Here is a 17,669-nt window from a genome sequence, read left to right as displayed (position 1 = left end):
ATCTATCGCCACCTTAAATAAAAAAACCGTTCTAAGTTGAACGGTTTTTAGTTTAGTTTTTAGCAAGCAGCTAAATTATGCTTTATATTTTTTCATCACAATTGAAGCATTAGTTCCACCAAAACCAAAACTATTTGACATAACAGTTGTCAGTTCACGTTCAGTCGGTTCAGTAATGATATTCATACCAATAGCGGCTTCATCAAGTTCATCAATATTAATGCTTGGTGTAATAAAACCATGCTCTAGCATTAATAGTGAATAAATTAACTCTTGTGCACCGGTGGCGCTTAATGAGTGACCTGTCATTGATTTTGTGGAAGAAATAGCTGGAATATTGTCACCAAACACTTGTTTGATTGCCCAAAGCTCTTTAACATCACCAACTGGTGTTGAAGTACCATGAGTATTGATATAATCAACAGGGACGTCTAAATCTTGAATAGCAAGCTGCATACAACGCATAGCGCCTTCACCAGATGGTGCAACCATGTCATAACCATCCGAAGTCGCACCATAACCGACTAGTTCGCCGTAGATATGTGCACCACGCGCAAGCGCATGTTCTAACTCTTCAACAACTACCATACCGGCGCCACCTGCGATAACAAAACCATCACGGTTTGCATCATAGGCTCTCGATGCTTTTTCTGGCGTATCATTATATTTGGTTGAAAGGGCACCCATTGCATCAAATTCGCAAGACATTTCCCAACAGAGTTCCTCACCACCACCAGCAAAAACAATATCTTGTTTGCCCAATTGAATTAATTCAGCCGCATGACCAATACAGTGTACTGATGTTGCACAAGCAGAAGTCATGGAATAACTTACTCCTTTAATCTTAAATGGCGTTGCTAAACATGCAGAAATTGCCGATGACATTGATTTTGTTACCGCATAAGGACCTACTCCACGTAACCCTTTTTCTTTCATACCTGCAACAACATTATATTGCGTTTTAGTTGAACCACCATAGCCCGCAATAAGACCAGTGCGAGGATTTGATACTTGTTCAGGGGTTAATTTGGCATCTTCTATAGCTTGTTGTAAAGCTAAATAACCATAAATAGAAGCATCATTCATAAAGCGAACAATTTTACGATCGATTAATCCTGTTGTATCTAGTTTTACATTTCCACATACGTGGCTACGCATTCCGCTATCTTTCATTTCTTGTGAAAAAGTAATGCCGCTTCGACCTACTTTTAATGATTCTAGAACTTCTTTAGTATTGTTACCGATACTTGATAGAATACCTAACCCAGTAATTACAACACGTTTCATTTAATGCTTTACTCCTAAAATTATCTGGCTTCATATGAAAAATTGATGTGATTATAGCGTACACTTGTAAGCTGAACAATACCTTATTATCTATTTTATTTAAGCTGATGAAAGATAATAATCCGTTTTCATCACAAAGCGTGATTAACTCTACGTTTTTCATTCCGGTTGTTTAGACAATAATTATGATGAATTTACTGATCTGATGAGGTAGATCAAATAAAATTAACCTTTATTAAATTGTTGCACACAATAATATAATCCTTATAATACTGTATATAAAAACAGTAATTGTGGTGTACTATGAATGACAAAATGATTAATAAACTTGAAATATTAGCAGAATCAGCTAAATATGATGTTTCTTGTGCTTCGAGCGGCAGTTCTCGATCAAATAAACATAAAGGTATTGGTAATGCTCATAGTCGAGGTATTTGTCATACTTTTACCGCCGATGGTCGATGTGTTGCATTGCTTAAAATTATGTTGACTAACTACTGTATGTTTGATTGTGCTTACTGTATTAATCGACAAAGTAATGATATTCCAAGAGCGGGTTTTACCCCGAAAGAGTTAGCCCAATTAACAATAGAATTTTATCGTCGTAACTATATAGAAGGGCTATTTTTAAGTTCCGGTATTGTTAGAAGCCCTGACCATACAATGGAAAAGATGATCAAAGTTGTTACCATTTTGCGTAAAGAATATGATTTTAATGGTTATATTCATATGAAAGCGATACCCGGAGCAAGTAATGATTTGATTAAACAAGCTGGATTATTAGTTGATCGAATGAGTGTTAATTTAGAAATTCCAACAGAAAAAAATCTTAAATTATTGGCACCAGACAAAGATCATCAAACCATTTATCAACCCATGCGCCATATCCAACAAAATCTATTGGAAAATGTGGAAGATCGTAAAAGAATAAAATCGACCCCCAAATTTGTACCCGCAGGTCAAAGTACCCAACTGATTATTGGCGCAACGGATGAATCGGATAATCAAATTTTACAATTGACCGCTAAGTTATATAAAAGACCCAGCATGAAGCGTGTTTACTATTCAGGATTTGTGCCAGTAAATAGCTATGATAAAAGGTTACCTGTATTACAAGACGTGCCTAGAGTTCGCGAAAATCGATTGTATCAAGCTGACTGGCTTTTGCGTTTTTATGGTTTTAATGTGGATGAGATTGTGAATGACAGTTATCCGGATCTCGATTTGACAGTTGATCCTAAATTATCGTGGGCAATACGTAATCCACAATTTTTTCCGGTAGATATTAATTACGATAGCTATCAAAAAATTTTACGCGTTCCCGGTATTGGTGTTAAATCGGCCAAACTTATTGTTATGGCAAGGCGCCATCGAAAACTTAATTTAGCAGCACTTAAACGCATAGGGGTAGTTTTGAAGCGTGCACAGTTTTTTATCATTTGTCATGAGATGCGAGAATTCAAGTTACTCGACTCTTCAGCTGAATATATTCGTCTTTCTTTACAAGAACCGCCTTTGTTAAAAGCGAAAGCCGCTTCTTTACCTCAGCAATTAGTCATGGGGTTTTAGTTGATGATAGTCTTTTATTATGACAAAACTTTTGAAGGGTTACTTTGTGCCGTGTTTGACATATTCAAGTTAAAAAAAATGCCAGAGTGTTTATTGCTTGAAGGCGATGTAGCCCCTTTATTAGCGTCAGAAACGCATGTAGTTGAATTTCGTAATAGCAAATATGAACGGGTACAACTAGCACTCGAAAAAAAAATTTCTAAAATCGCGCTTAATCAGTTGTTGTATGTTTGGTTATCTGAACTTCCTGAAAGTGACTTAATTATTTTGCGCTATATCTGTAAAGTTTTTCAATCAACACATTCAATTGAAACCGATTTTGGCGATCCTGATGTGCTAACTGTGCATGATATCGCTAAAAAAGTGAGTCGCGAAAAGCATCATTTAGTGCAGTTTGTACGATTTAATGCGATAAATAATCCAATAAGCGCCAGTGAAAATAGTTTAAGTGAAAAAATTTATTTTGCGGTCATTGCACCCATTTATAATGCATTACCCTTAGTGTTAAATTTTTTTCAAGATCGTTATGCGGATCAAAAATGGGCGATTTATGATGAGAAGCGGCAATATGGCTATTTTTATAATCTTGAAAAGATTGAACGAATCTCGCTAGCTAATCATGAAGATATCGTTGTTAACAGTATGATCAATCAAGATTATATGACTAAAGATGAACAACTATTTCAAACCATGTGGCTGCGTTATTGTAACGCGCTAACTATTAAAGAAAGAGTGAATCCTAAATTGCAACGTCAACAGATGCCAAAACGATTTTGGCAATATCTACCTGAAATGAAAGGTAAATAAAAAACCGCCAATGTTAGCGGCGGTTTCATTATTTGGTGATAGTGAAAATGGCTATTGTGAATCAATATCGTTAATAAAGCTGTTAATACTCTCTTCACGTTGCTGTTGCTTTTCTTCGTCCACTTTACCGCCCGAGGCAATAAAGTCATTACGTTGGAAGTAAGCATTACGCATAAAATTGTATGGATCATCACTATTTTTAATAAGATCTTCATATTGGATAGCGACAGCACGCGCTTCAATACCATCAAACACACCTCGTACTAACGCCCATTGCCAATCTAACCAAACTAGTGGGGGATAAAGGGTATCAACTAATCCTCCGCCTTCTTCACGTAATGTCGCTGAACCATAGAAAGGTAACACAACGTAAGGACCATAAGGAACATCGTAATGACCTAATACATCACCAAAAGTACGTTTATTGCCTTTTTGTAATTGGGGTTCGACCATACTTGCAACATCAAAAAGACCTGCAACACCAAAAACAGTATTCAAAAAGAATCGAGCTAAATGTGTACCAGCTTTATGCACATCTCCTTGTAAAAGGTTGTTTACCATCGATGCTGGTTCGGAAAGGTTTGATGACACATTAACTATCCCTTTTCGCATAGGCGTAGGGACATAATCTTTCCATACAACAGCGGCAGGGCGTAAAACATAGGGGTCAAGCGCGTAGTAGTTTACATTGAACATCGCTTTATTAAATCCTGATAATGGATCACTATAGGTATTGGTTTCTGGTTGATAAGTTGCACAACTAGTAAGCGCCATTACAGAAAACATCATGCCAACGATTCTTTTTTTCATAATATCTTCGACAAAATAATATAAGATTAGAGATGCTGCGATTGTATCATGTTTACTTAAAATAGAAAATTTTTCGTTATTTAATTGGTATTATTGATATAAATTTATTAAAATACACGCCGCTGTGACCTCATAGTTAAATGGATATAACGAGCCCCTCCTAAGGGCTAATTGCAGGTTCGATTCCTGCTGGGGTCAGATTTTGATAAGAATATAATGATTTTAAAAAGCGTTTTTATTGAAAGTTTTACGATAAAATCTAAATAGAACCTCAACGATTGACTAAATTATATAATATCCTATATTACAAGGATTTATGCATATAAAAGCACTCGTCAACCGAGTCTACTTTTTCTCGATTTTAATCCTCCAATATACATCCGATAACTAAAATCGATCTGATTGAACTGTTATATTATTTAGCATGAAATAGCCAAAAAATAGCTATTTATTTGTACAAGGATATAACTGTTATTTACGTGGCACTGTAAATTTTTATTTTTTATTAAGTTAAAATAGATTCGTTTAACTATCCGATTAATTATTATTTAACTCCAGGAAACGAATCGACATACTGAATAGTAAAATCAGGAAAAGAATCGACAATCTGTATTTTGTAATTTGGAAAACTATCGACTATTTTCCACTCTCCGGGTTTATTTGCAAAACCATTCGTTTTTTTGACCCGCAGATCGGGAAAACTTTTCACGACTTTCACCCTGTAATCGGGGAATGAATCAACAAATTTTATTTTTCCATAGATTTTTGACACATCGGGTTTTGCCTGTAGCATAAATGGAATCAGAATTAATATAATTGTTTTGATAACTATTTTCATAAAATTTCCTTTAATTTATAAAGTAAGTGTTGTTATCACTATATCTATTAATAAATATTATAATTAAAATATATCAAATGTGTTATTAAACAAATGTTAGACATGGTGTTAAATTGCGTTGAGTTAAATCAATAAGCATCTAGCACTAATTTGTTTATATTTATTTGGTTGTTGTTGATCCTTATTTAATTATAACGGCAATGAGTAAACTTTATTACAGTCTAGTAAAATCTTGCTGTTATCTTAATAGGTTTAACAATTTTATCTTGCAGTTAATGGTCATGATTAATATTGTCTTTAATTAAGAGATATAATTTATCATTTTAATATGGCGATGTGATTTTTGGAGTTTTAATACGATACTTTTTACTCTAAATAACTACTTCAAATAATCAATCCTTATACTATACCGGATATTAAAGATTTTTTTATTATTAAATTTATTCATAACACGTTATATTATGCGCCTCAAAAAATTATAAGAGACATCATTATGAAAATATTTTTAAAGGTACTATCCCTTATTAGTTTGATTAGTTTACCATTATATAGTCAGGCAAAATTACCAGAATCAATTAAAATTGGTTCAGATACTTCCTATGCCCCATTCGATTTTATTGACGCAAATGGTGAAATTACAGGTTTTAATATTGAAATAACAAAGGCACTTTGTGCTAAAGCAAATATTGAATGTGTCTTTAAAACTACTGATTTTGATGCACTGATTCCTTCACTTTTATCGAGAAAGATTGATATGATTTCGTCATCTTTGATGATGACCGAAAAACGTAAAAAGCAGATTGCGTTTTCTGATGAAATTTTTGTGACTAATTCAAGATTAATCACAAAAGAAGGTGCCAATATTATGCCTACAGTTGAATCTTTAAAAGGTAAGCGAGTAGGTGTTGAACAAGGTACTTCGCAAGAACATTTTGCTAATGAAGTTTGGCGTCCAAACGGTGTGATCATTGTCCCTTATCAAAATCAATTACAAGTGTTTTCTGATTTAGTGGCGGGGCGTTTAGATGCGTCATTACAAGATGAGGTAACCGGTAGTTATGCATTTTTAAAACAACCGCAAGGAAAAGGTTTTGCGTTTGCAGGCAACGCATTAACCGATAAAACGTATTTCGATGTTGGGGTAGGGTTAGGCTTCCGTAAAAATGATACTGAATTACGAGAGGCTTTTAATAAGGCTCTTGTTGAGATTCTAAATGATGGTACCTATAAAAAAATCAATGATAAATACTTTGATTTTAGTGTTTATGGCAATAAAAAATAATTAAGTAATGCAAGGTTATATTCCGCTTATTTTGCAAGGTGCTTTAATTACCATTGGACTAGCAATCACTTCGTTGATTGTGGCTGTATTACTTGGTGTGATTTGTGCTTTAGGCAAAATGTCTAAAATAAAATTACTACGATTACTTTGTCAGGCTTATACCTCTTTAATTCGAGGTGTGCCTGATTTAGTTCTTATGATGCTAATATTTTTTGGATTACAATTTGCGCTCAATAATATTACCGATTTTTTTAATATGGATATTATCGAAATTAATCCTTTTGTAGCTGGAATGATTACGTTAGGTTTTATTTACGGCGCCTATTTTACTGAAACCTTCCGAGGTGCTTATCAGTCAGTATCGAAAAACACCTTGAATGCTGCTATTGCACTTGGATTAAGTCAAACTCAAGTTTTTCGTTATGTTATGTTTCCACTTATGATGCGCTTTGCTTTGCCGGGAATAGCAAATAACTGGTTGGTTGTTTTAAAATCAACTGCGTTGGTTTCGTTATTAGGTTTATTTGATTTAGTTAAAGCAACAAAAACGGTAGGCGAAGCAACGTATCAACCACTATTATTTGCTTTAATCGCTGGCGCGTTTTATCTGTTTTTCACCACTATTTCAAATCTTGCTTTGTGGTGGCTTGAAAAGCATTATTCCATTGGTATAACCAAAGCAAAATTATAAACAAAGAGCCTTATCATGTTAGAGATTCTTCAAGACTACTGGAAAGCGTTGTTATGGACAGATGGGTATAATATCACTGGGCTAGCTATGACGCTGTGGATTTTGGTCTTATCGGTTTCCCTTGGCGGTATTTTGTCTTTAGTTTTAGCGGTTGGTCGTAATTCAAAAAATCAATACATCAAGTTACCTATTTGGTGTTTCACCTATGTCTTTCGAGGCACGCCTTTGTATGTTCAATTATTAGTTATCTATACAGGACTTTATACATTGAGTTTTGTGCAGAATCATCAATGGGTTAATGATTTTTTTCAAAGTGGCTTAAATTGTACTATTTTAGCGTTTACCTTAAATACTTGTGCTTACACCACTGAGGTTATAGCGGGCTCAATGCGTAATGTGCCCGATGGTGAAATTCAAGCGGCAATAGCCTTAGGTTTTAACCGATTTCAATTATATCGATATATTATTTTACCAAGAGCCTTTCGTCTTGCTTTGCCTGCTTACAGTAATGAAGTTATTTTTATGTTGCACTCAACTGCATTAGCATTTACCGCAACCGTTCAAGATGTAATGAAAATTGCTCGTGACATTTATGCTGAAACATATCAACCTTTTCATGCCTTTGGTATTGCTGCGGTTATTTATCTTTGTGTTAGTTTTACATTAATTTGGGGATTTAGAAAATTAGAAAGGCGTTGTTTGGCATATATGCAAATAGATTGGTCTGTAAAAGCTAATTAAATATTCAAAATATTAAGCCATTATTGTATCAATAATGGCTTTGGTAAAATGATCATTTATATAATTAATTAGCTGCTGGGTAGCCATAGTCTTCGGTATGATCTTCATGATCTGAAGAACCCGGTAACGCTCTGGTGCGATCGATTGGTACATAGCTCCCACTTGGTGTTTCGATCTGACATTCTTCTAAATAGATTGAGTACTTGGTATTAGCATGCATACTCACACCTCTAAAGTAACAATGTGTCGCATTATATAAGTCGTTACGACAGAGCACGGCTATGACTAGCCAAACGGCAACAATCGCTAATGCTACCCATTTTAAGTGTCGCCAAATAAACGACCAAAAGCCTTGTCCACGAAATCGACAATAAGCAAATATAAGTAAAAAAATCGCAACAAATCCTAAAAATTCATATAACCAAAATAGCCACATGTTGTTATCTCCTAAGCAATAATTAGTTGCTATTTTATACTAACTTTTTATTTACATCCATGACCCATTACGAATAATACCTACAGCAATACCTTCAATAGCAAAGCTCTGTTGTTCTAAATCAACTTCAATAGGTGAAAAGTCTTCATTTTCGGCCAGTAAGTGTACATGTTTACCATGGCGAGATAGTCTTTTAACGGTGACTTCATCATCAATTCGTGCAACTACCACTTGGCCATTTTTTACATCTTGGGTTTTGTGCACGGCAAGTAAGTCACCATCTAATATACCAATATCTTTCATTGACATACCGTGAACCCTTAATAAAAAGTCAGCTTGGGGTTTGAATACAGAAGGATCGATTTGATAATGACTTTCAATATGTTCTTGCGCTAGGATAGGTGAGCCGGCAGCCACTTGCCCAATAAGTGGAAGACCTTCAAAATCATGTTGATCATCGGACGTTTCGAGCAGTAGACGAATACCACGAGATGAACCAGCTATCATTTCAATCGCCCCTTTTTTAGCTAAAGCTTTCAAATGTTCTTCAGCCGCATTAGCGGAGCGAAATCCTAATTTTTGCGCAATTTCAGCGCGTGTTGGTGGCATGCCAGTTGTTTGAATATTTTCTTTGATCAAATCGTATATTTGCTGCTGACGTTCTGTTAATGGTCTCATTATCAATTTCCTGTGTTTATATACAGATATATGTGATTATATACAGCTAATACTATAAAACCAACAGTTTTGTTGATTTTATTTTTTATTGGTTGATTAATTTTTCAATATGTTGATAACTTGTTCATTTGGATAAAATCAAGTTCTATTGAAAAAGATAAATTTTGTTTTATTCCAATAGTGATCATTTTTATCATCTTAACTTAATTTTTTTATGTTGGTTTGCAATAAGTGATTTTTATTAAAAAAATTATAATATTCTGAATAAAATGTATTTTTTGTTTTTAGGTAAGAAAAATTAGCATATATAATGAGATTCAGTTATATGATATACTAATCATGGTAATTATTAGATCGGAAACTATATTCATGTCTTATATTGTTGCACTTAGTGGTGGTGTTGCCAGTGGTAAAAGTACCATTGCAAATCTTTTTGCACAATTAGGTGTGCCGATTATTGATGCTGATGTTATTGCTAGGCAAGTTGTTCAGATTGGAACTGATGCTTATCTTGAAATTGTTAAACATTTTAGCCAGGAAATCTTATTACCTGATGGTGAATTGGATCGCAGTCAATTGCGGGAAATTATCTTTAATAATTCGCATGAAAGGCTTTGGTTAAACCACTTATTACATCCGATTATTCAACAAAAAACGCAGGAACAAATTGCAAAACAGACTGCGGTTTATGTAATTTGGGTGGTGCCACTTTTGATTGAAAATAATTTACATCACTTAGCTGATCGAGTTTTGATTATCGATATTCCGAAAGCACTACAATTACAGCGTCTGGTTCAAAGAGATAATATTGATATAGCGTTAGCTCAAAAAATGATTCAATCTCAAGTTTCTGGTGAAAAACGATTATCCTATGCTGATGATATAATCATCAATAATGGTGATTTAGCTTGTTTGACTGAGCAAGTAAATGAATTACATCAACAATACTTAAATAACCTTAAAATTAATAATGGATAAGTATGGATAAGATTATTTTTGAACATCCACTAAATGAAAAGATGCGTACCTGGTTACGTGTTGAATTTTTATTAAAACAATTAGATCTACATTGTCATTTTGATCAAAATAATGCGTTACTTTTTTTTCATGCACTGTCTGAGTTATTAGAAATTATTGAACGTAATGATGTTAGAAGTGATTTGATTAAAGAAATCGAGTCTCAAAAACAAAAACTATCTTCTTGGTTAAATATTGAAGGCGTTGATCAAGAGTTAATAACCGAATTACTTAATAAATTTGATCATTATTTACTAAAATTTAATACAGCACCTCGATTAGGGCAAGCATTGAAAGATGATCGTTTTATTACCTCAATTCGCCAACGCTTAATGATTCCTGGCGGGTGCTGTAGTTTTGATCTTCCCTCTTTCTATCTGTGGTTAAAACAATCAGCAGAAAAACGAGATAGACAAGTACAAAGTTGGTTGCAGCATCTTGCTATTTTAAATGAATCGCTCTCATCATGTATGCAGTTGATACGCCAACTTGGCGAATTTAAATTATTCACTTGTGCCAATAATTTTTTTCAAGAAACCAATGGTGACATTAACCTTATTCGTATTCGTGTTTCGTTAGATAAAAATGTTTATCCACAAGTATCGGGTCATATGTCGCGTTATAGTATTCGATTTATTCCGCTTGAAGCTTGTGATAATACGAGTACCGATACGATAGAATTTGAATTAGCGTGCTGTTAATAGCATAAAATTAAAGAGTCAAAATGAACAAAAAAATAATGCAATTTGTGAAATGTCCAACATGTCAAAAAGAGGTGGAATGGTCGGAAAAAAGTTTATTTAGACCATTTTGTAGCAAACGTTGTCAGCTTATTGATTTGGGCGAGTGGGCAGCAGAAGAACATCGAATTCCCGATAAAGAAATCACAGAACACGATCTTTGGAGTGAAGATAATCTTTCTGATTTTATAGGAAAACATTAATGAAAGTGCTTGGTATTGAAACGTCTTGTGATGAAACTGGAATTGCTGTTTATGACGATCAATCTGGTCTATTAGCTAATCAACTTTACTCGCAAATTAATTTACATGCTGATTATGGTGGTGTCGTGCCTGAGCTTGCATCACGTGATCATATTCGCAAAACGGTACCATTGATTCAAGCCGCGTTAAAACAAGCTAACATAACGGCAGAGGATATTGATGGCATCGCTTATACAGCAGGACCCGGGTTAATTGGCGCTTTAATGGTTGGTGCATCTATCGGCCGTGCGCTTGCTTACGCTTGGAATGTGCCAGCAGTTGCTGTCAATCACATGGAAGGACATTTACTTGCCCCGATGCTGGAAGATAACCCACCAGAATTTCCCTTTGTTGCGTTATTGGTTTCGGGGGGACATACTCAATTAATTAGTGTTAAAGGCATAGGTCAATATCAGTTACTCGGTGAATCGATTGATGATGCAGCAGGTGAGGCATTTGACAAAACAGCTAAATTATTGGGACTTGATTACCCCGGTGGAGCGAAGCTTTCAAAACTAGGAGAGCAGGGGATTGCAAATCGATTCCATTTTCCTAGGCCAATGACCGATCGGCCTGGATTGGATTTTAGTTTTTCAGGACTCAAAACCGCTGCTGCTAACATCATTCATCAAAACACTTGTGATGGCACTATTGATTTACAAACTAAGTCTGATATTGCTCGAGCTTTTGAAGATGCATTGGTCGACACCTTAGTAATTAAGTCACGTAGAGCTCTTGATGAAACAGGCTTTAATCGACTAGTTATTGCCGGCGGCGTTAGCGCCAATAAAACATTACGTCAACAATTATCGGTATTGATGAAAAACCGCAAAGGACAAGTTTATTATCCGAGATTAGAATTTTGTACAGATAATGGGGCTATGATTGCTTATGCAGGAATGGTACATTTAAAGGAAGGGCAGCATAGTGATTTAGCTATTGCGGTGAGACCTAGATGGCCTTTAAGTGATTTAAAGTAACAATAAGATTGTTTTTAAACGTTAGTTAAAGCTCAATCAAACGATATTTAACAGTAGACAAAAGCCTACTGTTAAAATAAACACTACTGTTTGTCGTCACTGTTTTGGTCTTCGTTACTGCTGTTTTGGTTTACGGCTAATTTTTCAATATTACGATTGATATTGAATAACACACAAACTAATTCAAAGCCGATTCTTGCAGAAATAACACCAACAATAAGACCAATGACACCTGTAAAAAATGCGATAAGTCCACCTAAAAAACTGTATTGAAAACTATGGAAACTGGCAATAATGACACCTAATCCACTTAAAACTATTAACACCAGTGTTACCCAATAAAGGATAGTGATAATTACTGGTGTGATCATTTTATTGAAAAAGAAAAAATCTACTAATGAAAAACCCTCGGAATTTATAATTTTCTTCATTTTATTTCCTTAATTAAAAATTATTAATGATTATTACTTTTCATTTCAGTTAATAGCGTATACATTTAAGAATAAATAAATGAATAAAGCAATCTATTATTACACAATATTCTGAGATAACACATGAAAACTTATATTCCAGGCAAAGATGCCGCCCTTGAAGATTCCATCCAATATTTTCATCAACAACTCGCTAAATACCAATTAGAGGTAAAAGAGGCCTCTTGGCTTAATCCTGTCCCAAATGTTTGGTCGGTGCATATTCAAAACACACAGTGCCCACTCTGCTTTGCTAATGGTAAAGGCGCAAGTAAAAAAGCCGCTTTAGCTTCTGCACTAGGGGAATATTTTGAACGTTTATCAACTAATTACTTCTTTTCTGACTTTTACTTAGGACAACAAGTTGCTAATTCTAATTTTGTTCATTATCCAACTGAAAAATGGTTTGCAATACCTCAAGATAATAGCTTGCCAAAAGGAATCTTATCCGAAAAATTACTTAAGTTTTATGATCCTGATCAGGAATTAACTGCTACTGATTTAGTCGATTTGCAATCAAGTAATGCTGAGCGTGGCATTTGCGCACTGCCTTTTATACAACAATCCGATCAGAAAACGATTTATGTACCGGTTAATTTAATTGCTAATCTATATGCTTCCAATGGTATGTCAGCGGGCAATACGCGTAATGAGGCTCGAGTGCAAGGGTTATCAGAAATTTTTGAGCGTTACACTAAAAATAAGATAATTGCTGAAGCAATAAGCTTACCAACTATTCCGCCTGAAGTCATTAACCGTTATCCGGCTGTTTTAGCCGCTATAAATGCGCTTGAAAGTGAAGGCTTTCCACTTTACTGTTTTGATGCTTCTCTTGGCGGTGAATTCCCTGTTATCTGTGTCGTATTATTGAACCCAAACAATGGTACTTGTTATGCCTCATTTGGTGCGCATCCTGACTTTGGTGTCGCGCTTGAAAGAACGGTTACGGAACTACTACAAGGACGTAGTTTGAAAGATCTTGATGTGTTTTCTCCACCAAGTTTTGATAATGACGAAGTGGCTGATTTAAGTAACTTAGAAACCCACTTTATTGACTCAAGTGGCTTAATTTCGTGGGATCTATTTAATCAACAAGCTGATTATGAGTTTGTTGACTGGGATTTTTCTGGAACAACAGAACAAGAGTTTGATAACCTTATGGCGATTTTTGCTCGACACAAAACAGAGGTTCTTATCATGGACTATGAACATCTTGGTGTTTATGCCTGTCGCATTTTAGCTGTAGGTATGTCAGAAATCTATCCGCCTGAAGATCTTTTAATTGCGAATAATAATATGGCAATTGAGTTTAGAGATCTGATTTTATCTTTACCGAATAAAAAGCTGACAGCAAAACAGTATTTGGCAATTATAGAGCAGCTAGATGAGCAGGGGCTAGATGATTTTGCTCGCGTTCGTGAATTACTTGGTATTGCAACAGGTAAAGATAATGCATGGTTAACTTTACGTGTTGGTGAGTTAAAAGCAATGTTAGCATTAGCCGCAAAAGATTTAATTCAAGCACAAACATGGATCGATTGGACAATTGAAATGAATGAATCAATTTTTACCTCAGAACGGAATCATGCTTATCGTTGTCTGCAAACATTAGTCAGTTTTATCATTGATCGGGATAAAAAACAGTTTGAGAATTATCAAGACGCATTTAATAAAATGTATGGCAAAAATTGTGTTGATCAAATGTGGCAATATGCCAATGGTGAGAAAAAGTTTTTTGGTTTAACGGATTTATTTAACGATCCTAATATGTCAAATAACGATCTTGAACAATTTACAATGCATCAAAAATTGCTTTCTGTTTATCACAAACTGCATCAGGCAATGTTATAAGAAATTGAATTATATTCCACCGATTGTTTCGGTGGAATAAATCTAACATTGATGTTTAACCTTTTCTAGCAAAGTCTGCGGCTTGTTCAACAAGCTCCTTTTCAGGTCTAATTCCAGTGTACAATACAAATTGTTCAAGTGCTTGGATCACCGCTACATCAGCGCCAGAAATTATTGTTTTGTTTAATTTGCTTGCGTATTTAATCATTGGCGTTTCAACAGGTAATGCGACTACATCAAACACAATTTCGGCTTGTTCAATCATTGTCGTAGGGAAAGATAATTGATCAGCTTCGATACCGCCCTGCATTCCAATTGGTGTAACATTAATAATTAATTTTGCTTGTTCAGCAGGAACTTCTGTTTCATCTTTTACCCATTTATAACCATAGCGTTTTGCCAGTGCTTGTCCTTTTTGTTGGTTTCGAGCTGCAATAATCCCGTTTTTAAAGCCTTTATCGTAAAACGCACCGATAACGGCATTGGCCATACCGCCACTCCCTTTTAGTACAAACGGCGTGGTATTTTCTATCTGATTTTCTTCAATAAGTTTAGCTACAGCAATATAATCAGTGTTATAAGCAGTTAGATGATAATTGGTATTAACAATGGTATTGACTGACTGGATTGAACTTGCTGAAACATCTAATTCATCGATAAACTCAATACACGCTTGTTTATAAGGCATTGAAATTGCACAACCGCGAATGGCTAACGCTTTAATACCATAAATAGCGTCTTTTAAATTATTGGTTGTAAATGCTTTATAAATATAATTGAGATCAAGCTTTTCATATAAGAAGTTGTGAAAACGGGTTCCAAAATTGCTTGGCCTTGCAGAAAGTGACATACAAACTATGGTATCTTTATTAATAATTCTTGCCATTGTAACGAATCCTTGTGATTATAATTGATAATTAACTTTATTTTACCACTTTTTATATTAGCGTATATTTTGATTATGGTAGCCAATAATACTGGTCCTAAAATACAGCAAGAAAAAGCAACGATTAAGGTAATGATTCATTTATATTGCCACAAAAAACATCATACTGAAAAGCATCAATTGTGTAATGAATGTGATGATCTATTGCAATATGCGATGCGAAGACTCATCTTATGCCGCTTTGGCGAAAATAAAACAACTTGCGAAAAATGCCCTAAACATTGTTATCGTAAAGATTACCAACAAAAAATCAAACAAGTGATGCGATTTTCTGGTCCAAGAATGCTAATTTATCACCCGATTATGGCATTGAAGCATTTATATAAAAATTTGTTTGATTTAAAAAAATAAAGCTATTAGTTTTATTGTTAAACGTCGTTTGAAAATAGGTTGATCATGATAGGGTTAAAGTTGCCAGTGATAAAAATAAATCATTTATTTGAGGTTGATTGTTTTAGGTGTTAATCATTCTTAACAAACATTTACATAAATACACATTACAATTTGATTATTCTATTTTACTATTAGACTGAATGTTTGATATTATCGCGCACAAATGAGTTACATTAGATAATATATATAAGCTAATATATTGTATTTTATGAAAAAGTTAATAAAATTAGCTACAAGGAGTAGTAAAAATATGTTAAAATATGGTCTTAATCGGGCATCGGGCATCGGGCATCGGGCATCGGGCATCGGGCATCGGGCATCGGGCATTATTAGATAGTCTAGTTACAACAAGTCATCGCGTCAGTGGATTATCCTCGCACTTATCGTCTTTTATCTCTTTTTTCACATTTTTAAAATTTTTATATTTCCTTAAACACTTTTCGAGCATTATTTCGTTAAATAATTCATATGTAAAAGATTATTTTAAATCAATTCAATCGGCATTAGCGCAATGTTCTTTATTGATATTTTTTATTTTATTGACGACTCATACCGCTCAAGCATTAAGTACAACGACAGCAAAAGCGATAGAAGGCAGTGCGCCAGAAGTGATAAATATCGATTTGGCAGCGAATAAGCAAGGATTTACGGTTAATGGTGTTTTTTACAGTGAAGCAAGCAACAATATCAAAGGTGATGTAATTAAGGAATTTAGTGGTGAGTTAAGCCCTGCTGATTTTATCGTTAAGAATTTTTACTATAATTCATTGGATAACACATTAAATTATGCGGATAAAGATGGTGATGGGATAGATGCATCAAAGCCATTTTTACTTTCATTTACCAGTAAACAGTGGTATGACGGTAATGGAAAATTAATTACAGATATTAGTAAAACGATGGGATGCGGAAGTAGTTATCCGATGCCATTAACGCTTGAAATAACAACACAGGTAAAGACCTATTCTAAATATGGTATCCCTCGGGAAAGTGATTATGTGCCAATAGTGAAACGTTATCAAATTTCTTCTAAACCTCAAGTTTGTTATGCTAAACCTTATTCTTTAGAAATATTTCCTATGTATCAATGGCGTGGGGTTAATTCATCTACAGGTGGTATTGCTGATTGGAATCAAGAAACGTACAAAGTTCCAAATCTTGTCTATGGGGGTGGCTATACTGCAGATTATGTGCCTAACATGGGGTTTAAAGTAAATCCAACGGTATCTGCTGGCAAAAAATTCCCAATGACAGGTTTTCCTGGTGCAAAATTTCAATTAATTGTTTCAGGCGCACAGACTGATTATAGTTTTAGTATTCCCAATAATCCTGGTGGGCAAGTGACTATCGACCCACAGGGGTATGTCTTACTAAAAGGAAAACCAACCGGTGATGTTACGGTACGGGCTGCATTGAAACGAGATCCAACAATTAAATTTGATTATACGTTTAATCCAACCAGTGTTTGGGCTATTCCACAAGGAGACTTTTATGGTACTTACGAGCAGGTCAAAATTAAATGTGGTGGTGAACAAAATATGTTTTTACGTAGTGAGTTAACGAATTCTCCTGTTAAATCAGCCCCTTTAAATTGGGTGTTACATAATAATGTTTATACACGATCTATTGGTGAAAGTATTTTATCAGAATGGGGATATATTGAAGGCAAAAAGTCTTATCCTGATGCCAATTGGGGAGCTCAAACCTTAGCAAGTACAGCTGGTTATTCCTATTCTCATTATTGGACTAAAGAAGTTCATGATGCGTTTTCTCACTTTATTGTTATTACTGGCGATGGCGCAGTTTCTTTTATGGGCAATAACAGTGATATTGATCTAGTAGATAGTAGAAAATATCTTAGGGCAGTTTGCAAAGGTTAATTCTTCACTGA

Annotated in this window: 19 protein-coding genes and 1 tRNA gene; 13 read left to right on the top strand and 7 right to left on the bottom strand. The window is 34.7% G+C overall.

Translation table 11 applies throughout. The features are described 5' to 3' along the window. Nucleotides 1-75: 75 nt before the first annotated feature. Nucleotides 76-1,287, bottom strand: coding sequence for a beta-ketoacyl-ACP synthase I (gene fabB / locus J3U59_RS07530; RefSeq protein WP_267332991.1), 1,212 nt, complete (start codon nucleotides 1,285-1,287; stop codon nucleotides 76-78). A gap of 303 nt (nucleotides 1,288-1,590) precedes the next feature. Here fabB and J3U59_RS07525 point away from each other — a divergent pair, with 303 nt between their 5' ends. Beyond that, nucleotides 1,591-2,856 carry a putative DNA modification/repair radical SAM protein gene (locus J3U59_RS07525; protein ID WP_267332990.1) on the top strand — a complete coding sequence of 422 codons (1,266 nt, stop codon included), beginning with the start codon at nucleotides 1,591-1,593 and terminating at the stop codon, nucleotides 2,854-2,856. A 3-nt stretch (nucleotides 2,857-2,859) separates the two neighbouring features. Then, complete coding sequence (locus tag J3U59_RS07520) at nucleotides 2,860-3,663, top strand: TIGR03915 family putative DNA repair protein (protein ID WP_267332989.1); 804 nt, start codon at nucleotides 2,860-2,862, stop codon at nucleotides 3,661-3,663. 51 nt (nucleotides 3,664-3,714) lie between these two features. Here the strand turns inward: J3U59_RS07520 and J3U59_RS07515 are convergent, their stop codons facing one another. Next, nucleotides 3,715-4,473 carry an MlaA family lipoprotein gene (locus J3U59_RS07515; protein WP_267332988.1) on the bottom strand — a complete coding sequence of 253 codons (759 nt, stop codon included), beginning with the start codon at nucleotides 4,471-4,473 and terminating at the stop codon, nucleotides 3,715-3,717. A 126-nt stretch (nucleotides 4,474-4,599) separates the two neighbouring features. Between J3U59_RS07515 and J3U59_RS07510 the strand changes: the two genes are divergently transcribed. Further along, a tRNA-Arg gene (locus tag J3U59_RS07510) sits at nucleotides 4,600-4,671 on the top strand. Nucleotides 4,672-5,017: 346 nt separating this feature from the next. Here the strand turns inward: J3U59_RS07510 and J3U59_RS07505 are convergent. After that, a complete protein-coding gene (locus tag J3U59_RS07505) occupies nucleotides 5,018-5,266 on the bottom strand; it encodes a hypothetical protein (protein ID WP_065634191.1) in 249 nt (82 codons plus the stop codon). Nucleotides 5,267-5,804: 538 nt separating this feature from the next. Between J3U59_RS07505 and J3U59_RS07500 the strand changes: the two genes are divergently transcribed. The 3 genes from J3U59_RS07500 to J3U59_RS07490 are packed head-to-tail and all read left to right on the top strand — an operon-like array spanning nucleotide 5,805 to nucleotide 8,025. Next, nucleotides 5,805-6,593 (top strand): transporter substrate-binding domain-containing protein, encoded by a 789-nt coding sequence (locus tag J3U59_RS07500; RefSeq protein WP_267332986.1) that lies wholly within the window; start codon nucleotides 5,805-5,807, stop codon nucleotides 6,591-6,593. A gap of 7 nt (nucleotides 6,594-6,600) precedes the next feature. Further along, nucleotides 6,601-7,284 (top strand): ABC transporter permease, encoded by a 684-nt coding sequence (locus tag J3U59_RS07495; RefSeq protein WP_267332985.1) that lies wholly within the window; start codon nucleotides 6,601-6,603, stop codon nucleotides 7,282-7,284. A 15-nt stretch (nucleotides 7,285-7,299) separates the two neighbouring features. After that, the gene (locus tag J3U59_RS07490) at nucleotides 7,300-8,025 is read left to right on the top strand and encodes an ABC transporter permease (protein ID WP_267332984.1); all 726 of its coding nucleotides are present in this window, start codon (nucleotides 7,300-7,302) and stop codon (nucleotides 8,023-8,025) included. Between the two features lie 64 nt (nucleotides 8,026-8,089). Here J3U59_RS07490 and J3U59_RS07485 read toward each other — a convergent pair whose 3' ends face one another. Further along, nucleotides 8,090-8,461 carry a hypothetical protein gene (locus J3U59_RS07485; RefSeq protein WP_267332983.1) on the bottom strand — a complete coding sequence of 124 codons (372 nt, stop codon included), beginning with the start codon at nucleotides 8,459-8,461 and terminating at the stop codon, nucleotides 8,090-8,092. A gap of 51 nt (nucleotides 8,462-8,512) precedes the next feature. Beyond that, nucleotides 8,513-9,139 carry a transcriptional repressor LexA gene (gene lexA / locus J3U59_RS07480; protein ID WP_267332982.1) on the bottom strand — a complete coding sequence of 209 codons (627 nt, stop codon included), beginning with the start codon at nucleotides 9,137-9,139 and terminating at the stop codon, nucleotides 8,513-8,515. A 369-nt stretch (nucleotides 9,140-9,508) separates the two neighbouring features. Here lexA and coaE point away from each other — a divergent pair, with 369 nt between their 5' ends. From coaE to tsaD, 4 genes are read left to right on the top strand one after another with little or no spacing between them, the layout of a single operon-like run. Next, nucleotides 9,509-10,117 (top strand): dephospho-CoA kinase, encoded by a 609-nt coding sequence (gene coaE, locus J3U59_RS07475; protein WP_267332981.1) that lies wholly within the window; start codon nucleotides 9,509-9,511, stop codon nucleotides 10,115-10,117. Nucleotides 10,118-10,119: 2 nt separating this feature from the next. Beyond that, the gene (gene zapD, locus J3U59_RS07470) at nucleotides 10,120-10,857 is read left to right on the top strand and encodes a cell division protein ZapD (RefSeq protein ID WP_267332980.1); all 738 of its coding nucleotides are present in this window, start codon (nucleotides 10,120-10,122) and stop codon (nucleotides 10,855-10,857) included. Nucleotides 10,858-10,895: 38 nt separating this feature from the next. Continuing rightward, complete coding sequence (yacG, locus tag J3U59_RS07465; RefSeq protein WP_416379551.1) at nucleotides 10,896-11,099, top strand: DNA gyrase inhibitor YacG; 204 nt, start codon at nucleotides 10,896-10,898, stop codon at nucleotides 11,097-11,099. After that, nucleotides 11,099-12,118: a tRNA (adenosine(37)-N6)-threonylcarbamoyltransferase complex transferase subunit TsaD gene (gene tsaD / locus J3U59_RS07460; RefSeq protein ID WP_267332978.1), complete on the top strand. Its 1,020-nt coding sequence runs from the start codon at nucleotides 11,099-11,101 to the stop codon at nucleotides 12,116-12,118. The genes yacG and tsaD overlap by 1 nt, the downstream gene beginning before the upstream one ends. Nucleotides 12,119-12,201: 83 nt before the next feature. Here the strand turns inward: tsaD and J3U59_RS07455 are convergent, their stop codons facing one another. Continuing rightward, nucleotides 12,202-12,549, bottom strand: coding sequence for a DUF4282 domain-containing protein (locus J3U59_RS07455; RefSeq protein ID WP_065634591.1), 348 nt, complete (start codon nucleotides 12,547-12,549; stop codon nucleotides 12,202-12,204). A gap of 123 nt (nucleotides 12,550-12,672) precedes the next feature. Between J3U59_RS07455 and ycaO the strand changes: the two genes are divergently transcribed. Continuing rightward, a complete protein-coding gene (gene ycaO / locus J3U59_RS07450; RefSeq protein WP_267332977.1) occupies nucleotides 12,673-14,439 on the top strand; it encodes a 30S ribosomal protein S12 methylthiotransferase accessory factor YcaO in 1,767 nt (588 codons plus the stop codon). A 55-nt stretch (nucleotides 14,440-14,494) separates the two neighbouring features. On the opposite strand, the gene J3U59_RS07445 is transcribed toward ycaO, so the two are convergent. Then, nucleotides 14,495-15,325 carry a shikimate 5-dehydrogenase gene (locus J3U59_RS07445; RefSeq protein ID WP_267332976.1) on the bottom strand — a complete coding sequence of 277 codons (831 nt, stop codon included), beginning with the start codon at nucleotides 15,323-15,325 and terminating at the stop codon, nucleotides 14,495-14,497. A gap of 75 nt (nucleotides 15,326-15,400) precedes the next feature. Between J3U59_RS07445 and J3U59_RS07440 the strand changes: the two genes are divergently transcribed. Together J3U59_RS07440 and J3U59_RS07435 are read left to right on the top strand one after the other, a co-directional pair. Then, nucleotides 15,401-15,736: a nitrous oxide-stimulated promoter family protein gene (locus tag J3U59_RS07440; protein ID WP_267343899.1), complete on the top strand. Its 336-nt coding sequence runs from the start codon at nucleotides 15,401-15,403 to the stop codon at nucleotides 15,734-15,736. Nucleotides 15,737-16,038: 302 nt separating this feature from the next. Further along, nucleotides 16,039-17,658 (top strand): hypothetical protein, encoded by a 1,620-nt coding sequence (locus tag J3U59_RS07435; RefSeq protein WP_267346526.1) that lies wholly within the window; start codon nucleotides 16,039-16,041, stop codon nucleotides 17,656-17,658. Nucleotides 17,659-17,669: the final 11 nt, after the last annotated feature.

The organism is Gilliamella sp. B3783 (assembly GCF_026536125.1).
In the GTDB taxonomy this organism is placed as follows: Bacteria; Pseudomonadota; Gammaproteobacteria; order Enterobacterales; family Orbaceae; genus Gilliamella.
This window is presented reverse-complemented; position numbering and strand designations above follow the sequence as displayed.